The sequence below is a fragment of the Erythrobacter sp. HI0063 genome (genome assembly GCF_001635685.1).
Lineage (GTDB): Bacteria > Pseudomonadota > Alphaproteobacteria > Sphingomonadales > Sphingomonadaceae > Qipengyuania.
Window position 1 is genome coordinate 1 of the sequence record NZ_LWFF01000329.1, and the last position, 20,719, is coordinate 20,719.

The window sequence follows — 20,719 nt, forward strand, 5'->3', positions numbered from 1 at the left end:
GCAGCATTCATCGCTGCTACCGGCACTTTTGGTGTCGATGTGACAGATCTAGCCGGCGACGGTAGCGAACTTGCCCTGTTCGACGATGCCATCAAGGTGATCTCGACGACCCGCGCCAACCTCGGTGCATCGCAGAACCAGTTGGAATCGGCGGTGAACAACCTTTCCAGCAACATCACCAACCTGTCCGACGCCCGTTCGCGGATCGAAGATACGGACTACTCGGCTGAGACGACCGCTCTCGCTAAGGCCCAGATCCTGAGCCAGGCTTCGGGTGCCATGCTCGCACAGGCCAATCAGAGCCAGCAGAACGTTCTCTCGCTGCTTCGTTAAGATAATCGGTCACCCGATTGGCGAAGGGGCTCGTCGCTCGAAAGGGCGGCGGGCCTTTTCGCGTGCGCGGGTACTTCGTGTGCTCATGCGGAAAAATTACGTAGGATTACTTAGGGCCTAGAAGACTTAGTTTGAAGATGATGTGGCAGAAAACAGGTTGGAGAACCGCAAGATCCATGCCTTCCCTTGCCTATCAGCTCACGCCGGATCGTCCGGACTGTTCGCGCCGCGCACCGCGCACGAACATGTTCGTGATAGCCGACCTCGCCAGCACCACGGCGAGCGGGAAGGTCAAGATCCGCAACATGTCGGCAAGCGGAGCGATGATCGAAGGACCTGCCCTACCGCCATCTTCCGCGCATTGCCGCATACGACGCGGCGGCCTCGAACTGGAAGGCGAAGTCGTCTGGGTGGCCGGCAATCGCGCAGGGATACGCTTCGATGGGACTGCCCATGTCGCCGACTGGCTGCCCAATGGGGGGCGCACCCAGAGCGACGTCGATCGCGCGGTCGCCGAAGCGAAGAACGGCTATGCCACGCACCAGGCCTCCGAACCCCGCCAGCCCGCGCCGCTGATTTCCCGTCCGGTCGATGCCGATCAGGCCGCAGAAGTTGCAGACCAGCTCGAAAGGCTGGCCGATGCACTTTCTGGCGATGCCGAGGTCGTGATGCGCCACATGAACAGGCTGCAAGCGCTCGATCTCGCCGTGCAGACCCTTCGCAAGCTTGCCGACCAACGCTGATTTCTCGGTCGGAACGGCCACGAGCATCTCCAACTCTTGGCCCAGCCCGCCTGCACTGCCATGATCGCTCCCGAAAGCCCTCCAACGCGAAGTGGCTAACGATCGGGAGAAAGACATGGCCGGGCCGCTGACGGGATTGCGCATCGTGGAATTTGCCGGGATCGGGCCGGGTCCGTTCTGCGGCATGATGCTGGCCGATCACGGCGCTCAAGTGATCCGGATCGACCGCGCCAGCGGATCGCGTGGCGGATCCTCTCCGGTCAGCCGGGCGGACGTGCTGGCACGCGGACGCAAATCCATCGCGCTCGATTTGAAGAACGCCGAGGGCGTCGCGCTGGCGCGCAAGCTTTGCGCGACGGCGGACGGCTTGATCGAAGGGTTTCGCCCCGGCGTGATGGAGCGGCTGGGCCTTGGCCCCGACGAGTTGCTCGGTGACAATCCCAAACTCGTTTACGGACGGATGACCGGCTGGGGACAGACCGGCCCCTACGCGCCCTATGCCGGGCACGACATCAATTACATCGCGCTTGCGGGCGCACTGGCACATTTCGGGCGCGAGGGTGAGAAGCCGACGCCGCCAATCAATATGGTCGGCGATTTCGGCGGCGGCGGGATGATGCTCGCCTTCGGGATGGTCAGCGCTCTGCTGAATGTCGCGCGCGGCGGGAAGGGACAGGTGATCGACGCCGCGATGACCGACGGGACGGCAGTGCTGATGGGCATGATCCACGGTATGAAGAATGCCGGGGTCTGGAAAGAAGAGCTGGGCGTCAACACGCTCGATACAGGCGCGCATTTCTACGACACGTACGAGACCGCGGACGGGAAATACGTTTCGGTCGGATCGATCGAACCGCAATTCTACGCCCAATTGCGCGAGCTTGCGGGACTGACCGAAGACCGGGATTTCGACGCGCAGCACGATCCGTCCAAATGGCCGGCGCTGAAAGCTAAGCTGACGGACCTGTTCAAGACCAGGACCCGCGCGGAGTGGGACTCGCTGATGGAGCACACCGATGTGTGCTACGCGCCGGTGCTGACGATGAGCGAGGCGGCCGAGCATCCGCACAACCGCGCCCGCGAAGCCTTCGTGACGATCGGAGACCACGTCCAGCCCGCCCCCGCCCCGCGCTATTCCGAAACCCGCCCCGAAACGCCCGAACCGGCTCCGATGCCGGGTGACGATAGCGAGGGGGTGTTGAAGGATATCGGCCTGAACGCGGACGAGATCGCGAGATTACGCGAAGCGGGCGCGGTCGGCTGAAGCGTATTCAGACGTCGGGCAGGTCCTGTTCGGCGAAGCCCCAGCCCGACAAGGCCTTGGATTGCGCGCGGTCGAGCAGGCGCTTCGCGTCCCCGATGCGGAATTCCTGCGGGGTTGCCATGTCTTTCAGCTCGTTCCAGCTGACCGGCGCCGCCACCGGCGCGCCGCTGCGGGCGCGGACGGAATACGGGACGACCGCCGTCGCGCCGCGCTGATTGCGCAGCCAGTCGATGAAGATTTTCCCCTTGCGCTGGGCCTTGCTCATCGTCGCCGTGAAGCGTTCGGGCTGGGCCAGGCTCAGCGCTTCGGCGAAGCGGCTGGCGAAATCCTTGTGCCTTTCCCAATCGTGTCGCGGCGTAAGCGGGACGACGACATGCACGCCCTTCCCGCCTGAAAGCATGGCGAAGCTCGTAAGACCCAGATCGACCAACCGGTCGCGAATGTCGCGCGCGGCCTTCTTGACGTCGCCGAAACCGATCCCCTCGTCGGGATCGAGATCGAAGATCATCCTATCCGGCTTTTCGACATCGCCGGTGCGCGCAGCCCAGCCGTGGAACTCGATCGTGCCCATCTGCACGCATTGCAGAAGCCCGCGCCGGTCCTCGACATAGAGATAATCCTCATGCCCACCGTCCTTCTCGCGGATGGGCACATGCAGCACGCCATCGCCCATGCCGCCGCTGTCGTGCTTCTGGAAGAAGCACTTCTTCGCCCGCCCCTGCGGACAGCGCACCAGGCTGATCGGACGGCGCGCGGCGAAGGGGAGCATCAGACCGGAAACGACCGCGTAGTAATCGGCCAGATCGCCCTTGGTCTCGCCGCTGTCGGGAAAGACGACCCGGTCGCGGCTCGAAATCGCCGGAAGCGTATCGTCCGCAGATTGGGCTACGGGTTTTTCGGGCACGACCTCCTCGGCTTTTTTGTCGCCCCGAAGGCCCAGAAAACTTCCGTGGCGCACATTCCCGTCGGCGGTGAACTCGGCGAACGCAATTTCGACCACCAATTTGGGCGTGAGCCAGATCACTCCGCGCGCGCTGGCCTTGTCCGTTTCGACCGGCGGCGTCTTGCGCTCCAGCCGCTTCATCTTCGCGGCCAGATCGTCCAGATCGTCGTTGGAAAATCCCGTTCCGACATTGCCCTTGTAGATCAGTTCCTCGCCCTCGTGCTGCGCGAGCAACAGCGAAGCGAAGGGCCGTCCCTTGGCGGACGATTTCTTCCACCCCACCACCACGAATTCCTGCCGCCGCGTGCATTTGACTTTCACCCAGCCCTTGCTGCGCCGCCCCTTGTAAGGCGCATCGACGAGCTTGGAGATGATCCCCTCCTGCCCCGCATCGCACATCGCCCGATAGAGCTTCTCGCCAGCGCCGATCACATGGTCCGCAACATGGATCGGCGGCTCCGCCTCGGCAAGCAACGCTTCGAGCCGTTCCTTGCGCTCGATATTGGACAGATCTGACAGGTCCTCGCCGCCGAGTTCGAGCAGGTCGAAGGCGTGGAGGGCCAGCGTGTCGGATTGCGCCTGCGCGCCCTTCCCGCGCTTCAGGACCTTCTGCAGGGTGGAGAAGTCAGGATTGCCGGAGCCGTCGTAAGCAACGATCTCGCCATCGATAAGGCAGCTCGGCAGGTCGAGTTCGGCCAGTGCTTCTACCAGAAGCGCAAATTTGTCGGTCCAGTCTTTCCCGCTGCGCGTGTAGACGCGGACGTCGTCCCCCTTCGCGGCGACGAGCGCGCGGTAACCGTCGAATTTGATTTCGTGCATCCAGCGATTTCCGGTCGGCACTTCATCGACCAGCGTGGCGAGCTGGGGCTTGCGGAATTTGGGCAGCGGCGCATCCGGTCGGGCGCGTTTGGCCTTGCCCGCATTGCGGTCCGAGACCTTTTCCATCTGTTCGAGAAAGGCCTGTTTGCCTTTCCCTTCGAGCGAATATTCGCCCTCCTTGTCGGCGGCGATTTCCGCCATCGAGCGACCGGTCAAGACGCTCGTCAACTCGCGGTCGACCAGCGCATCGCCCTCTTCGGCATGCTCGTCGTCCAGCTTGCGCAGCAGCCAGTTCTCGCGTTTTTCGCCTAATTTCTTCTTCAGGCGGATCAGCAGCCATTCGCCCTTCATCCGCTCGCCGTCGAGAGTGAAATGGAGATGGCCCTTATCGAGATCCTTGGCGCTCTTGCCCTCGACCGGCGCCCAGCTCCCGCGATCCCACAGCATCACGGTGCCGCCGCCATATTCGCCCTTGGGGATCGTGCCTTCGAATTCGGCATAGGCCATCGGGTGATCCTCGGTCCGCACCGCCAGCCGCTTGATGTCGGGATCGGGCGACGGGCCTTTCGTCACTGCCCAGCTTTTGAGGACTCCGTCCACCTCCAGCCGCAGATCCCAGTGCAGCCGCGTCGCATCGTGCTTCTGGACGATGAAGAGATCGCCGCTCTCGCTCGGTTCGGCCTTGCCCGCAGGCTCGCTCGTCTTCGCGAAATCGCGCTTCGCGTTGTACGCGCCGAGCGGATCGGTCTTCGCCATGTCAGGCGGACTTCTTGGCCTTGCTCTTGGATTTCGAGCTGGCCTTATCGTCGCCGACCGATTTCTTCAGCGCCGCCATCAGATCGATCACGTTGCCGCCCGAACCGGCTTCGGGCTCGTCGACGTCTTCGATCACCTTCTTGCCGCTCTTCGACTTTGCCTTCTTGTCGATCAGCTTCTTCAGCGCCTCGACGTAACGATCCTCGAATTCGCCCGCATCGAAGGGGGCGCTTTTCTGGTCGATCAGCGTTTGGGCGAGGTCGAGCAATTCCTTCTTGGGCTTTGCCTCCTCGATCTCGGAGAAGAAGGACTGGCCCTTCCTCACCTCGTCGGCATAGCGCAGCGTTTCGAGGAGCAGGCCCTTGCCGCATGGTTTCAGCGCGACGAGCTTCTCGCTGCCGCGGATCGAGAGCTGCCCCAGCCCCACCTTGCCCGCCTTGCGCAGCGCTTCGCGCAGCACGATGAAGGCTTCTTCCGCCAACTCGTCCTTGGGCGCGACGTAATAGGGTTTTTCGAAATAGAGCGGGTCAATCTCGCAGGCATCGACGAACTGGACGAGTTCGAGCGTGCGCTTGCTCTCGATCTTGACCGCTTCGATCTCTTCGTCGTCCAGAAGGACGTATTCGCCCTTCGAAACTTCGTATCCCTTGATGATATCGTCGCGGTCGATAGGCCCGATGCCGGGCACCACCTTTTCATAGGAGATGCGCTTGCCGCTGGGTTCGTGGATCTGGTTGAATCGGATCTTGGCGCCGGATTTCGTGGCGCTGTACATTTCGACCGGGATCGAGACGAGCGCCAGCCTGATCTGCCCCTGCCAATATGCCCGTGCCGCCATGTCCTGCTCCTCTGACTTTCAGCCGGATAAGCGCGCGGTGCCGCGGTTCGGTTCCTCCTGCCGCTAGTCTCGCGCCAGCAATCCGCGTCCCACGATCTGAGCCTGAATTTCGCCCGCGCCTTCGAAGATGTTCAGAATACGCGCATCGCACAGTATGCGACTGATCTCGTATTCGAGCGCGTAGCCGTTCCCGCCGTGCACCTGCAGCGCATTGTCCGCCGCGCTCCAGGCGGTGCGTGCGGCGATCAGTTTCGCCATGCCCGCCTCGATATCGCAGCGCTGGCCGCGATCCTTGTGGCGCGCGGCGCTATAGGTGAGCTCGCGCACCATCACGATCTCGCAGACCATCAACGCCAATTTGTCCGCTATGCGCGGAAAGACAAGCAGATCCTTGCCGAACTGGCTGCGCTGAACGGCGTAGGCGAGGCCGAGATCGAGAGCGTTCCAGGCTACGCCGATGGCGCGCGCGGCGGTCTGGATGCGGGCTCCTTCGAAAGTGTGCATCAGCTGTTTGAAGCCTTTGCCTTCCTCTGCGCCCAGCAATCCGTCCTGCGCAACGGCGAAACCTTCGAAGCCGAGCGTGTATTCGCGCATACCGCGATAGCCGAGGACCGCGATCTCCTCGCCGTCGATACCGGCATCGGGAAAAGGTTCGTTCTGCGTGCCGCGCGTTTTTTCCGCGAGCAGCATCGAAAGGCCTCTCTGTCCGGGCCGGTCGGGATCGGTACGGACCAGTATGGTCATCAGATCGGCACGCGCCGCATGGGTGATCCATGTCTTGGAGCCGTGGATGTGCCAGCCTCCTGCGTCGCTGCGTTTTGCCCGCGTCCGAACCGAGGCAAGGTCCGATCCCGCGTCCGGTTCGGTGAACACGGCGGTCGGCAGGATGCTCCCATCGGCGAGGCGGGGGAGGAATTTGCGCTTCTGCTCCTGCGTACCGTTGGCAAGGATCAATTCTCCGGCAATTTCCGAGCGCGTCCCCAGCGAACCGGCACAGATCCATCCGCGCGACAATTCTTCCGAAACGAGACACATCGCCAGCTTGCCGAGGCCGAGGCCGCCGTGCTCCTCCGGAATACACACCCCGAACACGCCCAGCTCGGCCATTCCTTCGATCACTTCGGAAGGGATCAGGTCGTCCGCCAGATGCCAGCGATGCGCATGGGGCGCGATCCGCGCTGCGGTAAAGGCGCGTATCTGCGATCGGATCAGGTCGAGCGTCTCGTCCCGAAAGCTCTCGCACGGCCTTTCCCCCTCCGCCAGTCGACGGGCGAGATCGGCGCGGTTCGTCGCCGCATCCGGATTATTGAGGAACCGGTCGACCGCCGTGTCTCTGGCAAAGTCGGACGCTGCGTCGGCTAAACCGAATTCGGCAGGGCGGACGATTTCGGACTGGCTCATCGCGACGCCATGGGCGATCTGGCCACAGGTTTCGTCGAACCCGACGCGCAGGATCAATTCGTCGATCGGGTTCCATTCGCCCGCGTCCCGAGCGCTGCGCGCCCATGCGGCGGTGGCGGCCAGCGCCTCGGCCAGGGTCGCATACCATGCGAAACCGTGCAGCGCGCGCTGGTGGCGGTCGGCAAGCTCCGCTTCGACCTTTCCGGCAGGGGCGATGAGTTCCGCCACCGCCTCGCGGATCGCCGAAACGAGGCATTCCGCCTTGCGCGCTACCCCATCCGCTTCCTCGACCCAGTCCGTCATCACTACCTCTCCGCCCGTGCCTTCATCGCTAGGCCTGCATGATAGACGGCACAAGGAAGGGCTGGCCATCGCGCGTCAAGCTTGGCAACGAACCGTCGCGCGGACTCAATTCAGGGATACGCTCCAACGCATGTACGATCTTCTCTCCGGCCTCTCCATCGTCGAAGCATCCAGCTTCGTCGCCTCGCCCACCGCAGGCCTTTATTGCGCGCAGATGGGCGCAGAGGTCATCCGGGTGGATCATATCGCGGGCGGGCTCGATTACGATCGCTACATGCTCACCAAGGAAGGCCGCTCGCTGAGTTGGGAAAATCTGAACCGGGCGAAGAAATCTGTCGCGCTCGACCTGAGAGGGGAAGAGGGGCGAGAATTGTTGGTCGAACTGGCGGCGCGCACCGCCAATCTGATTACCAATCTGCCCGAAAAAAGCTTCCTGTCGCATGACGCAGTCAAGGCGGCCCAGCCCGACGGAGCGGACGAACTCGTCAGCGTGCGGATCATGGGCTGGCATGACGGGCGCCAGGCAATGGACTTCACCGTCAACGCCGCCAGCGGCTATCCGTTAATGTGCGGGCCGGAGGATTGGGACGATCGCACCGCACCGCCGGTCAATCAGGTGCTGCCCGCCTGGGATTTCATTACCGGGGCCTATAGCGCCTTCGCCCTGCTGGCCGCTCTGCGTCGCCGCGACGCCACCGGACAGGGCAGCGAAGTGCGCGTGCCGCTGGGCGACGTGGCCATGGGCACGGTTGCGAATAGCGGGGCGATGGCGGAAATGCTCTATCGCGGCGCGGATCGCGAACGGCTGGGTAACGCCATCTGGGGGGCGTTCGGCCGCGATTTCCGCAGTCGGGACGGTGTGCGCTTCATGGTCGCCGCCCTGACCGCCAAGCAATGGGCCGGGCTTGTCGCTGCATTGGGCCTTGCGGACGAGATCGCGACGCTCGAAAGCGAGCTCGGCGTGCACTTCGCGGATGGAGATGAGCCGCGCTTCGAACACCGCCATCGCCTGTTCGCCCTGTTTCAGGCCCGCGCGGCCCAAATCGACTGGGCGGACCTGTCCGCGCGCATGACCGAGGCGGGCTGCACGTTCGAACGTTACCGCACCATGCATGAAGCGGCGAACGATCCCGAACTGGTAGCGAACAATCCGCTGTTCGGCCCTTCGCCCGCCAATCCCAGCGGCTTTTCTTATCCCGCGCCGCGCAGCTTCGCCAATCTGCCCGCCGAAGACGCCGGCGATCCCGCGCCCGCGCCGTATCTCGGCCAACACACCGAAGAAGTGCTGGCCGAAAGGCTCGGCCTCGCCTCGGGCACGATCGCCGATCTGGTCGATCGCAAGATCGCCCGCCTGTCCGACGAAACCACCTGATCCCATCCGCCAATCGGAGCCAATCGCATGACCAATCTTCGCCGCGTCGCCATCTGTTCACCCCTGCGCACGCCTGTCGGCGCGTTTCTCGGCACGCTCGCGCCCATCGAGGCGGGCGAATTGGGCGCGATCATTATCAAGGCGCTGGTGGAGCGCAGCGGCGTCGATCCCGAGCGCGTGGAAGATGTCGTCTTCTCTCAAGGCTATGGCAGCGGCGAAGCGCCTGCGATCGGGCGCTGGAGCTGGCTGGCGGCAGGCATGCCCATCGAGGTTCCCGGCTTCCAGCTCGACCGGCGCTGCGGCTCGGGCCTCCAGGCGGTCGCGACTGCGGCGATGATGGTCCAGACCGGCGTTGCCGACTGCGTGCTCGCGGGCGGGGTCGAGAGCATGTCGAACGTCGAACACTACACAACCAAGGCCCGCCACGGGGCGCGCTTGGGCGATATGGTGTTGTGGGACCGGCTGACGCGCGGGCGGTTGATGAGCCAGCCGATCGAACGCTTCGGCGTCATCACCGGCATGATCGAGACGGCGGAAAACCTTGCCAAGGATTACGGCATCTCGCGGGAGGCTGCGGATGAATTCGCCGTGCGATCCCACCGGAACGCCGCCGCCGCGTGGGACGCGGGCCACTTCGACGACCAACTGGTGCCTGTCGAAATCCCACAGCGTCGCGGCGATCCGGTGGTGTTCGCAAAGGACGAAGGCTTCCGCGCCGATGCCAGCATGGAGACGCTCGGCGGATTGCGTGCCATCGATGGCAAGCGCGACAAGGACGCCATTGTCACCGCGGGCAATGCAAGCCAGCAGAACGATGCCGCCGCCGCCTGCCTCGTGGTGGCTGAAGACAAGGTCGAGGAACTCGGCCTCGAACCGATCCTGTGGTTCCACAGCTGGAGCGCAGCAGGCTGCGACCCGTCGCGCATGGGGATCGGCCCGGTACCCGCGGTCGACCGCCTGTTCGCGAAAAACGGTCTCGGTTGGGACGATATCGGCCTGATCGAACTGAACGAGGCCTTCGCGCCCCAAGCGCTCGCCGTGATGAAAGGCTGGGGCTTTTCGGACGACGACAGCCGCCGCGATATCGTCAACGTCAACGGCTCGGGCATCTCGCTCGGCCATCCGATCGGCGCGACGGGCATCCGCATCCTTGCCGACATGGCGTATGAGATGAAGCGACGCGAGGTTCGCTACGGGCTCGAAACCATGTGCATCGGCGGCGGCCAGGGCATGGCCGCCGTGTTCGAACGCGCGAACCCTTGATCCGAGGGGATTAGGCGCGCAACAATGGCGCGCGATAGGAGAGACACATTATGGCGACCCAGCCCGATATCGACCTGCACAGCGAGGACGAAGCGTTCCGCACCGAAGTGCGACAATTCCTTTCGAACCATTTTCCCGACGAGCTGAAGGGCAAGGGCAACCTCCTTTCCGCCGTCGAGGGGCCTACGGATGAAAGCGATGCCGAGCGCAAGTGGCGCGAAGCGATGGGCGAGCGCGGCTGGGGCGTGCCGACCTGGCCCAAGGAGTATGGCGGCGGTGGCCTCACGCGCAAACAGGCCGCCATCCTCAACGAGGAGATGGCGAAGGCCGGGGCCTACAATCCGATCGGCGGCATGGGCGTGATGATGTTTGGCCCCACCTTGCTCGAATACGGCAACGAGGAACAAAAGCACGAGCATATCCCCCCGATCGCGCGTGGAGAGGTCCGCTGGTGCCAAGGTTATAGCGAACCCAATGCCGGGTCCGATCTCGCCAATCTCCAGACCATGGCAGAAGACAAGGGCGATCATTACCTCGTCAACGGCCAGAAGACATGGACCAGCGGCGGCCAGTGGGCGGACAAGTGCTTCTGCCTCGTCCGCACAGACCGTGGCGACAAGCACAAGGGCATCAGCTTCCTGTTGATCGACATGGATGCGCCCGGGGTGGAAGTCCGCCCGATCCAGATGATCAGCGGCGCGAGCCCGTTCTGCGAGACGTTCTTCACCGATGTGAAGGTGCCCAAGGGCAACCTCGTGGGCGAGGAAGGCCAGGGCTGGACCATCGGCAAACGCCTGCTCCAGCACGAGCGCACGAACCTTTCGGGCGGCGGTAGCATGGCGCGCCTGATGGGTGCGAGCCTGTCCGACATCGCGAAGAAATACACCGAAACCGACGCCAATGGCGAGCTTGCGGACAAGGTGCTGCGCGACCGGATCGCGGATTTCGACATCCGCTGGAACGCCTTCCTCCTGACCGCGCGGCGCGCGGGCGAGGAGAGCAAGGCGCAGGGTGGCGTTTCCGAAATCAGCTCGGTTCTCAAGAAGCTCGGCACCAAGCTCGGCCAGGAACGCGCCGAAATGCTGATCGAGATCATGGGGATGCAGGCGCTCGGCTGGGAAGGCGAAGGCTTTTCCGAAAGCGAGCTGTCGGGCACTCGCGCCTGGCTGTTCGGCAAGGCGACCACGATCTACGGCGGATCGACCGAAATTCAGAACAACATCATCGCCAAGCGCGTGCTCGGCATGCTGGACCATCAGTAAGGGAGCGCGATCATGGCGGTACTGAACGAAGAACAGGAAATGCTGCGCGACATGGCGCGCGACTGGGCCACAGAGAAAAGCCCGGTGACCGAATTCCGCAAGGTGCGCCGCGAAGGCGCGCCCGAAGCCTACGATCCCGGCGCCTATGCAACCATGGCGGAAATGGGCTGGACCGGGGTCATAATCCCGGAAGAACACGGTGGCTCCGATTTCGGCTGGCTGTCGCTCGGCCTCGTGGTCGAAGAGCTCGGCAAAACGCTGACGGCGAGCCCGCTGATCGCCTCGACCCTGGCTGCGTCCGCGATCCTGCTGGGTGGGAGCGAGGAGCAGAAGGCCAAATGGCTGCCCGGTCTCGCAGGCGGCGAGATCAAGGCGACGCTGGCGATCGATGAAGGGCCCCGGCATGGTCCCGCCGATTACAAGACCGGCGTATCGGACGATCGGATGACCGGCACCAAGGCCTTCGTCCACGAAGCGCATGGTGCGGATCTGTTCGTGGTTGCCGCCGCAGACGGGCTCTATCTGGTCGAAGCTGGCGAGGGTGTTTCGCTATCGACCCGCAGCATGGTCGATAATCGCAATCATGCGGAAGTGACTTTCGACGGCGCGGCTGCCGACAGGCTGGCGAATGGCGGCGAGAGTCTGCTGGACGACGTGCTCGACCGGGCGCGCGTGCTGACGGCCTGCGAAATGCTCGGCATGGCGCAGCAGGTGTTCGACAGCACGCTCGATTATTTGAAGCAGCGCGTGCAGTTCAATCAGGTGCTCGCCACCTTCCAGGCCCTGCAGCACAGGATGGCCGATCTGTTCGGCGATCTGGCGATGATGCGCTCGGCGGTCGAAGGTGGGCTCCAGGCGCTCGACAGCGGCTTCGGCGTTGCACGCGCGGCGACCATCGCCAAGGCCGAAGCCAATCGCGTGCTCCACACGATCAGCCGCGAAGGCGTCCAGCTGCATGGCGGCATGGGGATGACCGACGAGTACGATGTCGGTTTCTATCTGAAGCGCGCCCGCGTGCTGGAGGCGAGCTGGGGCGGCACGGCCATGCTCAAGAACCGCTTCGCGACTTTGTCCGGCTATTGAGGAACCGCTTGGCGAGCCTTCAGAACAGGCTCGCCAAGTCCTTTTTCAAAATCTTGCCATTGGCGTTGCGCGGCAGCGTGGCTCGCGTGAACGCGATCCGCACCGGCACCTTGAACCGGGCGAGGCGCGCCGCGACCCATTCGCGCAATTCCTCCTCGCTCGCACTCGTACCGGGGGCGAGATGGACCACCGCCGCCGGTTCTTCGCCCAGCTGCTTGTGCGGCAGGCCGATCAGGGCGGCGTCGGTCACGGCAGGGTGATCGTAGAGGACATTCTCGACTTCGGACGAGTAGATGTTCTCCCCGCCGCGAATGATCATGTCCTTGGCCCGGTCGGCGATGTAGCACCAGCCTTCCTCGTCCAGCCGGGCGAGATCGCCGGTCCGCACCCAGCCGTCGACGAAGGTCTCCGCGCTCGCTTCGGGCTTGCCCCAATAGCCTTTCACCACCATTGGCCCGCGCGCCCATAATTCGCCGATCGCGCCGGTCGGCAGTTCGGTGCTGCCGTCCTCGCTCATGATCTTCAGGTCAGCCACCGCCACCGGCGGGCCGCAGCTGTCGGGGCGGTTGAGATAGTCTTCGCCCGAATGTCCGGTCACCGTCGCCATGGTCTCGGTCATGCCCCAGCCATTGCCGGGCAGCGCGCCGAATTCCTGGTGGATCCGGCGCACGAGTTCGGGCGCGGCGGGCGCGCCGCCGTAAGCGACCGCTTCGAGGCTCGAAAGGTCGTATTTGTGGCGCTCGGGATCTTCGATCAGCTGCCAGGCGATGGTCGGCACGCCGCCCGTCAGATTGACCTTTTCGCGCTCGATGATCCCGAAGGCTTCGACCGGATCCCATTTGTGCATGAAGATCAGCGTGTTGCCCGCCACGATCGAGCCCATCAGCCCTGCCGAGCAGGCAGTGACATGAAACAGCGGAATGACGGTGAGGCTGGTGCGCGGCATCGGGTCCGGAAGCGCCTCGCCCCGGCGCAGCACCGAAAAGGCCGAATTATAGGCGCTCGACAGGATGTTGGTGCACAGATTGCGATGCGTACCCAACGCACCTTTAGGGCGGCCGGTGGTGCCGCTGGTGTAGAAGATCGTCGCATCGTCGTCCGGCGCGATATCGACATCCGGCAGGGTATCGCAGGCGAGCGAGGCATACTCTTCCGACCTGCCGATCAGCCTCTCCAGCATGATCGTATCCTCGCCCGGATTGTCCGCGCGGGAGACGATGACCGTTTCAAGCGCGGGGCATTCAGAGCGGTACGGCGCAATTCGTTCCCACCGCTCGGCATCGCAGATCAGCAGCCTGGTGCCCGAATCCTGCAGTCCGTAGGCCAGCTCCTCGCCCGTCCACCAGGCGTTGAGCGGCACGCAGATCGCCCCGATCGTCACGGCAGCAAAGAACGCGACGGGCCATTCCGGCAGATTGCGCATGGCGAGAGCGACGCGGTCGCCCTTCCCCACGCCCTTCGCCTGCAATTCCGCCGCGAGCGTCGCCACGGCGCGGAACCAGGCATCGTAGGAAACCCGCTCGCTTTCGTAGACGAGGAAGTCCCGCTCCCCATGGACCTCTCCCGCCTGGGCGACGAGGCGCAAATTAGCGGGTGCGTTCTTCCAGATCCGGGTCGGCACACCGGAAATCACCGCCTCGCCCATCTCGAAGCGCTGGCCGGGCGCGGTCAGGACATCGCGACACTGCGCGCGGCTCATCGCCGGCCAATTTTCAGGGGATGCCCACCCGTGAGGTGCCATAGAACTCGCCATATCTCTCTCCGCCTCGTCTCGGCTCTATCCGGTAGCACGCGGCTCGACCATTCCACAGCGCTTGATTTCAGCCTAAGAAATGATCGGGTTAGCACCGTCAGCTGTAATTTTGCGACAGGACGAGTTCGGAACGCGGCGCGAAAGCAAGTGCGCGGTTGCCGGATACGCGAAGGCGGCCTACCCCTCCAAAAACGCGAGGGGAGAGGGCGCGCATGAAACTGGCGGATGCGGAAAGCCGTGGCTTCGATCCCGAGCGTCTGGCGCGGATCGACGATTTCATCACAGCGCAGTATATCGACACGGGGCGCCTCCCCAATGCGCAGCTGCTGATCGCGCGCGATGGCGATCCGGTCCATTTTTCGCAGTTCGGCCATCTGCGCGCAGACGGCACCGCCATGCGCGAGGACGCGCTGTTCCGCATCGCCAGCATGACCAAGCCGGTGACCTCGATCGCGTTCATGCAGCTTGTCGAACAGTGTAAGGTCGCTCTCGACGATCCGGTCGCGCGCGTATTGCCCAAATTTGCGGATCTGCGCGTCTATACCGGCGGCGGCGGGTCGATCCCCTTCGCGCCGGGCCAGAGGGCCGAGCCGATGCGCTTCGTCGATCTGCTGACGCATATGAGCGGGCTGACCTACGGTTTCCAGAACCGCACCAGCATAGACGCCGCCTATCGCGACGCCCGCCTCGACATGCCGCGACGCGGCATGAATTCCGACGAATACATCACCGCGCTCGCGAAAATCCCGCTGGAATTCTCACCCGGCGAGCGATGGAATTATTCCGTATCGACCGATGTGCTGGGCGTCGCGGTGGAGCGGCTTTCGGGCCTCAAACTGGGCGACTATTTCGAGCGGCATATCTTCGCCCCGCTCGAAATGACCGATACCGGTTTCGATGCCGCCATCGACCGCGCCGATCGCCTGGGAGATGCCTGGGCCTATACGCCGCGCGATGCGCCCCGTGTCATCGACAGCGCGGAGCGGAGCCGGATGCTCGAACCGGCGGAATTTCATTCCGGCGGCGGCGGGCTGATCTCGACGATCGGCGATTATCACCGCTTCTGCACGATGCTGCTGAACCGGGGCATGCTGGACAAAGCGCGGATCGTCGCGCCGAAAACGCTGGATTTGATGACGGCGAACCATCTGCCGGACGATGCCGACCTCACGCGGATCAGCCGAAGCGCCTTCAGCGAAGCCAGCAATGCGGGAAGCGGGTTCGGCCTGGGATTCGCCACCGTCATTGATCCGGCCCGCACGCTCATGCCCGCCAGTCGCGGCGAATTTTATTGGGGCGGCGTCTATTCGACCGCCTTCTTCGTCGATCCGGTGGAGCGGATCACGATGGTGTTCATGACCCAGCTCTACCCATCGTCCACCTATCCCATCCGGCGGCAGCTGAAGACGCTGATCTATTCCGCCCTTGTCCGCAGCAATTCCCGATGAACGCGCAATCGGGGCGGCTTGGCACCACGAGAACTCGGCGTCGGCCCTGTCTGAGGAACACGGCGCATAACGGGAAAAACACAATCGATAAGTCGGCGCTGCAGAAGGCGGAGTGATCCGTCGCGGGCGATTACGGCAGGGAAGGGATACAATCACATGGCGACCACAGCTCCGGCACCGACACCGGCTGGAGTAGCAGAAGAGGTCAGTCCGCGCGCGCGGCAGGTCACTCTGTTCCTCCTCACCGCGACCTATTTCTTCAGCTATATGGACCGGCAGATCCTCGCCATCCTGCTGGAGGACATCAAGGCCGACTTGCTGCTGTCCGATACGCAGCTGGGCCTCCTCTCCGGCCTCGCCTTCGCGATCTTCTACGCCACGCTCGGCATTCCGGTGGCGGCGCTCGCCGACAGAGTGAACCGGGTGAACATCATCTCGGTCGCGCTGGGGGTGTGGAGCGGGATGACGGCCCTGTGCGGCCTGGCGCAGAATTTCACCCATCTGCTGCTGGCGCGGATCGGGGTCGGGATCGGCGAAGCAGGGTCGAGCCCGCCCAGCCATTCGATCATCGCCGATCTGTATCCGGCGGAAAAGCGCGCGCTCGCGCTCTCGATCTACTCGCTCGGCGTGACGCTGGGCGCTGCCGCCGGGCAGATGTTCGGCGGAAATCTCACCTATTTCTTCGATTGGCGCACCGCCTTCATCGCCATCGGCCTGCCGGGCGTCGTTCTCGCCATCGTGGTGAAGCTGTTCGCCACCGAGCCGATGCGAAAGGCCGAACCGGGCGCGGTCGAAGCAACGCGAATGCCTTCGATCCGCGAAGGGTTCCGCTCCATCTTCGCCGACCGCGCGGCAGTCTGGTTGGTCGCCGGCGTGACCCTGACCTCGATGATCGGATACGCGCTTACCGGCTGGACGCCCGCCTATCTGATCCGCTCCTTCGGCCTCAACACGCTACAGGTCGGCAATATCGTGGCGCCGCTTCTGGCGGTGGCCGGGGTGGCGAGCGGCTTGGGCAGCGGCTGGCTGGCGAACCGCCTGGCCGATCGCTACGGGATGCAAGCGCAGCCCCTGATGATCGCAGGGCTCAAGACGCTGGCGCTTCCCTTCCTGATTATCTTCTATCTGGTGGATGATGCCTGGATGGCCGTGGGCGTATATTTCATCGCCGTCCTGTTCCAGTCCTGCTATCTTGGACCGACCTTCGCGATGATCCAGACGCTCGCCCCGCTTCGGATGCGCGCCGTTTGGGCCGCGATCACGCTGCTGGTGATCAATCTGATCGGCCTCGGCATCGGCCCGACTTTGGTCGGGGTCATCTCGGACCTGTTCGAGCCGCGTTTCGGCGACCAATCGCTGCGTTACGCCCTGCTGGTCATCGCGGCGTTCACGCCGATCGCCATCGGATGCTACTGGCGCGCGAGCGTCATCCTGCGCAGGAGAGCCGCTGTCGCGTGATGGCGCCAGCCTGCGCGGACGTCCCTGCTCAGGCGTTCATGGGCCATAACGAGATCCGCCGAGCGCCTGCCATGACAGCACGCGCGCCCGGCGCGCGCGACCGATTGCCGCAGCGGCGCGCTCGCCACTGGCATCGGCGGCCCGCCGCGCTTCGATGACGGCGAGAAAGTTAGCCAGGCCCGCTTCGAAACGCGTGTTGGCGATGGCCGCTGCGCGCTGGGCGATATCGCGCTCGGCTATGGACGCTGCGGCCTCGGCATCGGCGGCCTCCACCAGACCGTAAGCCGCCTCCGCATCGCCGAGCGCTGTAAATACCGCGCCGCGATATGCTTCGAATGCCGCGCGTTTGGCCGCAGCGGCAGTGTCGATCTCGGCTTCGATCCGCCCGAAATCCAGCAAGGGCGCGGCCACCGACGCTGCGAGCGATCCGATCACGGAATCCGCCTCGAACAGGTCGCCAACACCGAATGCGAGCAGCCCGATTGCGGCACTGAGATCGAAGCGCGGAAAGCGCGTCCGGGCGACCGCTGCGAGATCGGCGTCGGCGGCGGAAAGCTCCGCGGCGGCGCGAACGACGTCGGGCCGATTGGCGAGCAGTTCGGAAGGAAGCGCCGGAGGAGGCGGCGGGAGCGGTATCGCAGGCCCTTCCTGTTGCAGCGCCGCACGCACCTGCGCCCCACCCTGCGCGGTGAGCGTCACCAGTCGGCGCGCGCGCGCTCGCCCGAAAGGCTTTGCAACCGGCTGCGCGAGGCGGCGGCCTGGCTTTCCGCACGCACCCGATCGAAGCCGGGCGCGATCCCCGCGCGCTCGCGCACTTCGGCGAGCCGGGCCAGCTCGCCCGCTGCCCCAAGATCGCTTTCCAACTCGGACTGGCGCGCTGCAAGCGTGCGCCAGTCGATCACACTCGCCGCGATTTCGGCGATGAGCGCCTGCCTGACCGCCGCCGCCCCGGCGGAAGCGGCATCGACACGAAGCAGCGCAGCCCGCTCCTGTGCGCGCAAGGCGCCGAAAATGTCCGGATCCCAGCGCGCGGTCAGATTGGCGGCATAGCCGACACGCTCGTTATCTATTTCGACGCCCGGTGGGAGATCCGTACCGAATTGCGCGGGGTTGGTCCGCTGCCCAGTGACCGAAACGCTTGCGCCGATATTGGGCAAACGCTCTGCCCCGGCGCGGTCGGCTCCGCCGCGCGCCTGCTCGATCCGCGCCAGCGCTTCGCCAAGCGTGGGCGATCCGGCCAGCGCCTGTGCCGCAAGACGGTCGAAAGCGGGATCGTCCTTTGGCAGCAGGGCCGCGAGCGATCCGGCCTCGTCCGAAGGCGTTGCGTAAAGATAGCTCGCGGGCAGCGCTGGGACAGGCGTCGCGATTTCGGGCGGTGGACCGGCGACGCATCCGGCGAGCGCCGCAGCGGCCAGCAGAGGTACGGCGCGGATCACCGGGCGGACCTCTTTGCCGGGATCCAGGCATCGACCTGCTGGCCGACGCGGAACGTTTCGCGCGCATCGTCTGGCAAGGCGTAGATCACCTGCAAGACCCGCACATCGACGCGTTCCGCAGCCGAATTGGTAAGCGAGCGTTTGGGCACGACCAATGGCTCGGCCCGTACGAAGCTCGCCTTCACCCGCGTATCGGATGCCCCGCGCGGATTGACCGTCGCATCAGCCCCAAGATCGGCGCGCGCGGCCTGCTCCTCGTCGATGTCGATCCGCACATGCAGCGGGCGCGTCTCTCCCATCTCGATGAACGGTTGCCCTCCCCCACCCATGGTGGACAGAAATTCGCCCGGACGGATATTGACCGCAAGAATCTCACCCGCGATCGGCGCGCGTACGGTCGCCCTACCGATCTCGGTGCGCGCGCTGGAAGCCTGGGCCTGGGCGCTGTCGAGGCGTGCGCGAGCGGCGGACAGACGCGCCTGGGCCTGCCCTCGCCGTTCGCGCGCGGCGGCGGCATCGCCTTCCGCCCGGATGACTTCGGCCTGACTGACGGCAGCGGGATCGGAAACGTTGCGATAAAGCTGCAACTGGCGAGCGGCGGTCGCCTCGGCAGTCCGCGCTTCGCCAATCGCCGCCTGCGCCTCTGCAATAGCCGCGCGTGCCTCTTGAATCGCGGTCCGGGTCTCGCTCGCCCTCGCTTCCAGAGCGCGGGTGTCGACCACGAAGAGCGGCTGCCCCTTCTCGACGAAATCGCCCGGGCGCACGCGCAGATCGGTGACGAGGCCGGCCAGCGCCGTACCGATCTGGACGAGTTCGCTCGACGGTTCGACGACGCCCGAACCCGCGACCCTAGCTTCGTTGGCGAGAGTCGTTGGTGCGGTGGGCGGTTCGCCGGTCGGTTCGCTCAGTTCGCGATCGGGCAGGCCGAAAGCGATATAGGCCGCTGCCAAGAGCATACCGATCACGGCCACGATGATCAGCACCTGGCGCGAAAAGCTGATATTCGAAGGCAGCAGAGCCATCTCAATGATCCTCCGGCATGGATGGGCCGTCATGCGTGATACGACCGTCCTCAAGCACGAGAATGCGGTCGGCGAGGTCGAAGATGCGGTTGTCGTGTGTGACGATAATGCAGGCGCGGTCTTCGGCCAGCGCTACGGCGCGCAACAGGTCCATCACGCGCCGACCGGACGTGGCGTCGAGCGCGGCCGTGGGCTCGTCGCAGACGACGAGACGCGGTTCGTTGACGAGCGCGCGGGCGATGGCGACGCGCTGTTGCTGGCCACCCGAAAGCTGGTTCGGCAGCTTGTCCGCCTGATTGGCGATATTGAGCTTCTCCATCATCGCGACGGCCCGTTCGCGGGCCTCCCGGCGGTCCATACCGCGCGCGATCAAGGGTACGGCGGCATTGCTGGCCGCGTCGATCGCGGGGATGAGATTGTACTGCTGAAAGATGAAACCGATATTCTCCAGCCGGAAGCGGACCAGATCATCATCGGACAAACCATAGATCGGAGTGCCGAACACCTCTACGCTGCCCTCGGTCGGCCACAGGATGCCGCACATGATCGAAATCAGCGTCGTCTTGCCCGACCCGCTCTCGCCGACCAGATAGGTCAGCTCGCCCGGCGCGACGTCGAGATCGATGCCGTGAAGGACGCGGATGGTCTGCTGACCGGCGAGGAAATCGCGGGCCACGTCGCGTACCGAGATGGCGGCCTGACGATCGCCCCCCGCGCTCACCGGAACACCGCCGCAGGTTCGGTCTTCATGACGCTGCGCAGGGCAAGCCAGCCTGTCAGCGCGATAATCACGACGATGGCGAACAGGCTGATCAGCGGAACCTGCCAGGGAATGTAGAATCCCTTGAAGGTCGGCTCACCCGAAAAGCCGAAAATGAACAGCACCGTTCCCACGACACCTAGTCCATATCCGACAAATCCGACCACCCCCGCCTGTACCGCGACCATGCGGCGGATAGTGCCATTGGTCACGCCGATGGCCTTCAGGGCACCGAACTGCTTGATGTTGTCGCGAATGAAGAGGCTGAAGGTCAGCCCGACGATCGCCACGCCGACGATGATGCCGAGCGCCACGGTGATTCCGAAATTGAGCGGGATGCCCGTGTTCTCGATGATGAAATCGACTCCGTCGCGCGCGAAATCGTCACGGGTGCGGGCGCGAAGGCCGTCGATTTCATCAGCGAGAACACGGGCATCCCGCTCAATTTCGGAATCACCGTGG

18 protein-coding genes are annotated in these 20,719 nt (G+C 64.5%); 9 read left to right on the top strand and 9 right to left on the bottom strand.

Going from position 1 to position 20,719, the window contains the following annotated elements; translation table 11 throughout:
* The 3 genes from A3736_RS13805 to A3736_RS13815 form a co-directional block, all read left to right on the top strand.
* On the top strand, nt 1-333 hold a 333-nt coding region (locus A3736_RS13805; RefSeq protein WP_255363005.1), incomplete at its 5' end, for a flagellin.
* 176 nt (nt 334-509) lie between these two features.
* Nucleotides 510-1,076 (top strand): PilZ domain-containing protein, encoded by a 567-nt coding sequence (locus A3736_RS13810; protein WP_067684116.1) that lies wholly within the window; start codon nt 510-512, stop codon nt 1,074-1,076.
* Nucleotides 1,077-1,191: 115 nt separating this feature from the next.
* Complete coding sequence (locus A3736_RS13815) at nt 1,192-2,340, top strand: CaiB/BaiF CoA-transferase family protein (protein WP_067684119.1); 1,149 nt, start codon at nt 1,192-1,194, stop codon at nt 2,338-2,340.
* Between the two features lie 7 nt (nt 2,341-2,347).
* Here A3736_RS13815 and ligD read toward each other — a convergent pair whose 3' ends face one another.
* From ligD to A3736_RS13830, 3 genes are all read right to left on the bottom strand, one after another.
* On the bottom strand, nt 2,348-4,858 hold the full coding sequence (gene ligD, locus A3736_RS13820) for a DNA ligase D (RefSeq protein WP_067684122.1): 2,511 nt from the start codon (nt 4,856-4,858) through the stop codon (nt 2,348-2,350).
* Between the two features lies 1 nt (nt 4,859).
* On the bottom strand, nt 4,860-5,696 hold the full coding sequence (locus A3736_RS13825) for a Ku protein (protein WP_067684125.1): 837 nt from the start codon (nt 5,694-5,696) through the stop codon (nt 4,860-4,862).
* A gap of 63 nt (nt 5,697-5,759) precedes the next feature.
* Nucleotides 5,760-7,400, bottom strand: a complete 1,641-nt coding sequence (locus tag A3736_RS13830; protein ID WP_067684128.1) for an acyl-CoA dehydrogenase family protein — start codon at nt 7,398-7,400, stop codon at nt 5,760-5,762.
* A gap of 130 nt (nt 7,401-7,530) precedes the next feature.
* Between A3736_RS13830 and A3736_RS13835 the strand changes: the two genes are divergently transcribed.
* The 4 genes from A3736_RS13835 to A3736_RS13850 are packed head-to-tail and all read left to right on the top strand — an operon-like array spanning nt 7,531 to nt 12,380.
* Nucleotides 7,531-8,772, top strand: coding sequence for a CoA transferase (locus A3736_RS13835; RefSeq protein ID WP_067684130.1), 1,242 nt, complete (start codon nt 7,531-7,533; stop codon nt 8,770-8,772).
* Nucleotides 8,773-8,799: 27 nt separating this feature from the next.
* Nucleotides 8,800-10,035 (top strand): acetyl-CoA C-acetyltransferase, encoded by a 1,236-nt coding sequence (locus A3736_RS13840; RefSeq protein WP_067684133.1) that lies wholly within the window; start codon nt 8,800-8,802, stop codon nt 10,033-10,035.
* 50 nt (nt 10,036-10,085) lie between these two features.
* The gene (locus tag A3736_RS13845; protein WP_067684136.1) at nt 10,086-11,297 is read left to right on the top strand and encodes an acyl-CoA dehydrogenase family protein; all 1,212 of its coding nucleotides are present in this window, start codon (nt 10,086-10,088) and stop codon (nt 11,295-11,297) included.
* Between the two features lie 12 nt (nt 11,298-11,309).
* Complete coding sequence (locus A3736_RS13850; RefSeq protein WP_067684139.1) at nt 11,310-12,380, top strand: acyl-CoA dehydrogenase family protein; 1,071 nt, start codon at nt 11,310-11,312, stop codon at nt 12,378-12,380.
* 19 nt (nt 12,381-12,399) lie between these two features.
* On the opposite strand, the gene A3736_RS13855 is transcribed toward A3736_RS13850, so the two are convergent.
* The gene (locus tag A3736_RS13855) at nt 12,400-14,079 is read right to left on the bottom strand and encodes a class I adenylate-forming enzyme family protein (RefSeq protein ID WP_233999392.1); all 1,680 of its coding nucleotides are present in this window, start codon (nt 14,077-14,079) and stop codon (nt 12,400-12,402) included.
* Nucleotides 14,080-14,345: 266 nt separating this feature from the next.
* On the opposite strand from A3736_RS13855, the gene A3736_RS13860 reads away from it, so the two are divergent.
* Nucleotides 14,346-15,581 (top strand): serine hydrolase, encoded by a 1,236-nt coding sequence (locus tag A3736_RS13860; protein ID WP_067684145.1) that lies wholly within the window; start codon nt 14,346-14,348, stop codon nt 15,579-15,581.
* A gap of 156 nt (nt 15,582-15,737) precedes the next feature.
* Nucleotides 15,738-17,039: an MFS transporter gene (locus tag A3736_RS13865; protein ID WP_067684148.1), complete on the top strand. Its 1,302-nt coding sequence runs from the start codon at nt 15,738-15,740 to the stop codon at nt 17,037-17,039.
* A 36-nt stretch (nt 17,040-17,075) separates the two neighbouring features.
* Here A3736_RS13865 and A3736_RS18060 read toward each other — a convergent pair whose 3' ends face one another.
* The 5 genes from A3736_RS18060 to A3736_RS13885 form a co-directional block, all read right to left on the bottom strand.
* On the bottom strand, nt 17,076-17,738 hold the full coding sequence (locus tag A3736_RS18060) for a TolC family protein (protein WP_233999393.1): 663 nt from the start codon (nt 17,736-17,738) through the stop codon (nt 17,076-17,078).
* Nucleotides 17,735-18,475: a TolC family protein gene (locus tag A3736_RS18065; protein WP_233999394.1), complete on the bottom strand. Its 741-nt coding sequence runs from the start codon at nt 18,473-18,475 to the stop codon at nt 17,735-17,737. Before A3736_RS18065 ends, A3736_RS18060 begins: the two co-directional genes overlap by 4 nt.
* A complete protein-coding gene (locus A3736_RS13875; protein WP_067684151.1) occupies nt 18,472-19,497 on the bottom strand; it encodes an HlyD family secretion protein in 1,026 nt (341 codons plus the stop codon). The genes A3736_RS18065 and A3736_RS13875 overlap by 4 nt, the downstream gene beginning before the upstream one ends.
* Nucleotide 19,498: 1 nt before the next feature.
* The gene (locus tag A3736_RS13880) at nt 19,499-20,218 is read right to left on the bottom strand and encodes an ABC transporter ATP-binding protein (RefSeq protein WP_082851501.1); all 720 of its coding nucleotides are present in this window, start codon (nt 20,216-20,218) and stop codon (nt 19,499-19,501) included.
* On the bottom strand, nt 20,215-20,719 hold a 505-nt coding region (locus A3736_RS13885; RefSeq protein WP_156502135.1), incomplete at its 5' end, for an ABC transporter permease. The genes A3736_RS13885 and A3736_RS13880, both read right to left, overlap by 4 nt.

What these genes read in the sequence shown, in the direction of transcription:
- A3736_RS13815 (WP_067684119.1), top strand. Translation starts at nt 1,192, where the DNA reads ATGGCCGGGCCGCTGACGGGATTGCGCATCGTGGAATTTGCCGGGATC.
- A3736_RS13845 (WP_067684136.1), top strand. Translation starts at nt 10,086, where the DNA reads ATGGCGACCCAGCCCGATATCGACCTGCACAGCGAGGACGAAGCGTTC.
- A3736_RS13850 (WP_067684139.1), top strand. Translation starts at nt 11,310, where the DNA reads ATGGCGGTACTGAACGAAGAACAGGAAATGCTGCGCGACATGGCGCGC.
- A3736_RS13865 (WP_067684148.1), top strand. Translation starts at nt 15,738, where the DNA reads ATGGCGACCACAGCTCCGGCACCGACACCGGCTGGAGTAGCAGAAGAG.
- ligD (WP_067684122.1), bottom strand. Translation starts at nt 4,858, where the DNA reads ATGGCGAAGACCGATCCGCTCGGCGCGTACAACGCGAAGCGCGATTTC.
- A3736_RS13860 (WP_067684145.1), top strand. Translation starts at nt 14,346, where the DNA reads ATGAAACTGGCGGATGCGGAAAGCCGTGGCTTCGATCCCGAGCGTCTG.
- A3736_RS13835 (WP_067684130.1), top strand. Translation starts at nt 7,531, where the DNA reads ATGTACGATCTTCTCTCCGGCCTCTCCATCGTCGAAGCATCCAGCTTC.
- A3736_RS13810 (WP_067684116.1), top strand. Translation starts at nt 510, where the DNA reads ATGCCTTCCCTTGCCTATCAGCTCACGCCGGATCGTCCGGACTGTTCG.
- A3736_RS13855 (WP_233999392.1), bottom strand. Translation starts at nt 14,079, where the DNA reads ATGAGCCGCGCGCAGTGTCGCGATGTCCTGACCGCGCCCGGCCAGCGC.
- A3736_RS13825 (WP_067684125.1), bottom strand. Translation starts at nt 5,696, where the DNA reads ATGGCGGCACGGGCATATTGGCAGGGGCAGATCAGGCTGGCGCTCGTC.
- A3736_RS13875 (WP_067684151.1), bottom strand. Translation starts at nt 19,497, where the DNA reads ATGGCTCTGCTGCCTTCGAATATCAGCTTTTCGCGCCAGGTGCTGATC.
- A3736_RS13830 (WP_067684128.1), bottom strand. Translation starts at nt 7,400, where the DNA reads ATGACGGACTGGGTCGAGGAAGCGGATGGGGTAGCGCGCAAGGCGGAA.
- A3736_RS13840 (WP_067684133.1), top strand. Translation starts at nt 8,800, where the DNA reads ATGACCAATCTTCGCCGCGTCGCCATCTGTTCACCCCTGCGCACGCCT.